Below are 3,230 nucleotides of genomic sequence, written 5' to 3'. Positions count from 1 at the left end.
TCCGGGATACCATCATTATCACCATCCAAATCAAACTGGTTGATCACCCCGTCACCATCGGTATCAAAACTATCAATAACTCCATCGCCATTCACATCGGCTCCACTATCTGGATCTAAATAATCCAGAATACCATCGCCATCAGTATCGGCTAGTGGATCACCACTACCGGCGTTCTCTACTGTATCTGGAATACCATCATTATCATCATCAATATCGATACTATCAGCAATACCGTCATTATCGTTATCCTGAATGTCTCTATAATCAACCTCGCCATCGCCATCTTCATCGCCTAGGTTCGTACCACTTGGTGGGTTGATACCATCATTGATTGTTGAACCGGCTATTGCACTGTCATCATTATCATCAAAGGCATCATCTAATCCATCACCATCGGTATCGGTACCACTGGCAACGTTATCCGTATCACCATTCTCTATAATATCATTGATACCATCGTTGTCGGTATCGGTATCTATATAATCGGCGGTATCTATACCGTCTGTGTTTTCTGGAACATTTAATAACGTAGCTCCCGCCTGGTCACTGTCATACGCATCATCGATACCATCGCCATCGGTATCGGTACCTAATGGGGCAACATAACCTGCGGTAGGCTGTGCTTCGATATTATCGGGAATACCATCATCATCGGCATCGATATCCAAAAAGTCTGGATTTCCTGTAGTATCTGTATTGGCAGGGGTAAGGGTCGTATTGTCATCCAAGCCATCTCCATTGGCGTCGGGATCGGAAGTATCATCAATACCATCGCCATCGGTATCAGTACCACCCGTCTGATCTACATCGGCAGCATCATCAATACCATCACCATCGGTATCGGTACCACCCGTCTGATCTACATCGGCACTGTCTGGAATACCATCATTGTCACTATCTAACTGGGCATCTACAACACCATCGCCATCACCATCGGTACCGCCTCCTTCTACTAAGTCCGGGATACCATCATTATCACCATCCAAATCAAACTGGTTGATCACCCCGTCACCATCGGTATCAAAACTATCAATAACTCCATCGCCATTCACATCGGCTCCACTATCTGGATCTAAATAGTCTAAAATACCATCGCCATCACTATCGGCTAGTGGATCACCACTACCGGCGTTCTCTACTGTATCTGGAATACCATCATTATCATCATCCAGGTCAACATTATCGGCAACACCATCATTATCGTTATCCTGAATGTCTCTATAATCAACCTCCCCATCGCCATCTTCATCGCCTAGGTTCGTACCACTTGGTGGGTTGATACCATCATTGATTGTTGAACCGGCTATTGCACTGTCATCATTATCATCAAAGGCATCATCTAATCCATCACCATCGGTATCGGTACCACTGGCAACGTTATCCGTATCACCATTCTCTATAATATCATTGATACCATCGTTGTCGGTATCGGTATCTATATAATCGGCGGTATCTGTACCGTCTGTGTTTTCTGGAACATTGAGTAACGTAGCGCCCGCCTGGTCACTGTCATACGCATCATCGATACCATCGCCATCGGAATCGGTACCTAATGGAGCAACATAACCTGCGGTAGGCTGTGCTTCTACATTATCAGGAATACCATCATCATCGGCATCGATATCCAAAAAGTCTGGATTTCCTGTAGTATCCGTATTGGCAGGGGTAAGGGTCGTATTGTCATCCAAACCATCACCATTGGCGTCGGGATCGGAAGTATCATCAATACCATCGCCATCGGTATCAGTACCACCCGTCTGATCTACATCGGCAGCATCATCAATACCATCACCATCGGTATCGGTACCACCCGTCTGATCTACATCGGCACTGTCTGGAATACCATCATTGTCACTATCTAACTGGGCATCTACAACACCATCGCCATCACCATCGGTACCGCCTCCTTCTACTAAGTCCGGAATACCATCATTATCACCATCCAAATCAAACTGGTTGATCACCCCGTCACCATCGGTATCAAAACTATCAATAACTCCATCGCCATTCACATCGGCTCCACTATCTGGATCTAAATAGTCTAAAATACCATCGCCATCACTATCGGCTAGTGGATCACCACTACCGGCGTTCTCTACTGTATCTGGAATACCATCATTATCATCATCCAGGTCAACATTATCGGCAACACCATCATTATCGTTATCCTGAATGTCTCTGTAATCAACCTCCCCATCGCCATCTTCATCGCCTAGGTTCGTACCACTTGGTGGGTTGATACCATCATTGATTGTTGAACCGGCTATTGCACTGTCATCATTATCATCAAAGGCATCATCTAATCCATCACCATCGGTATCGGTACCACTGGCAACGTTATCCGTATCACCATTCTCTATAATATCATTGATACCATCGTTGTCGGTATCGGTATCTATATAATCGGCGGTATCGGTACCGTCTGTGTTTTCTGGAACATTGAGTAACGTAGCGCCCGCCTGGTCACTGTCATACGCATCATCGATACCATCGCCATCGGTATCAGTACCTAATGGAGCAACATAACCTGCGGTAGGCTGTGCTTCTACATTATCAGGAATACCATCATCATCGGCATCGATATCCAAAAAGTCTGGATTTCCTGTAGTATCCGTATTGGCAGGGGTAAGGGTCGTATTGTCATCCAAACCATCACCATTGGCGTCTGGATCAGCAGTATCATCAATACCATCACCATCGGTATCAGTACCACCCGTCTGATCTACATCGGCAGCATCATCAATACCATCACCATCGGTATCGGTACCACCGGTCTGATCTACATCGGCACTGTCTGGAATACCATCATTGTCACTATCTAACTGGGCATCTACAACACCATCGCCATCACCATCGGTACCGCCTCCTTCTACTAAGTCCGGAATACCATCATTATCACCATCCAAATCAAACTGGTTGATCACCCCGTCACCATCGGCATCAAAACTATCAATAACTCCATCGCCATTCACATCGGCTCCACTATCTGGATCTAAATAATCCAAAATACCATCGCCATCACTATCGGCTAGTGGATCACCACTACCGGCGTTCTCTACTGTATCTGGAATACCATCATTATCATCATCAATATCGATACTATCAGCAATACCGTCATTATCGTTATCCTGAATGTCTCTGTAATCAACCTCGCCATCGCCATCTTCATCGCCTAGGTTCGTACCACTTGGTGGGTTGATACCATCATTGATTGTTGAACCGGCTAT

General features: G+C 45.6%; 1 protein-coding gene. It reads right to left on the bottom strand.

Translation table 11 applies throughout. The annotated features are described in order from the left end of the window. Positions 1–3,230: beta strand repeat-containing protein (locus ABW636_RS22505; RefSeq protein WP_367592350.1), on the bottom strand; the 3,230-nt coding region annotated here is incomplete at both ends.

The organism is Aquimarina discodermiae, from assembly GCF_040786235.1.
Lineage (GTDB): Bacteria > Bacteroidota > Bacteroidia > Flavobacteriales > Flavobacteriaceae > Aquimarina.
Note: the sequence above shows the minus strand (reverse complement) of the source record. Positions and strands in the feature narration are given on the sequence as shown.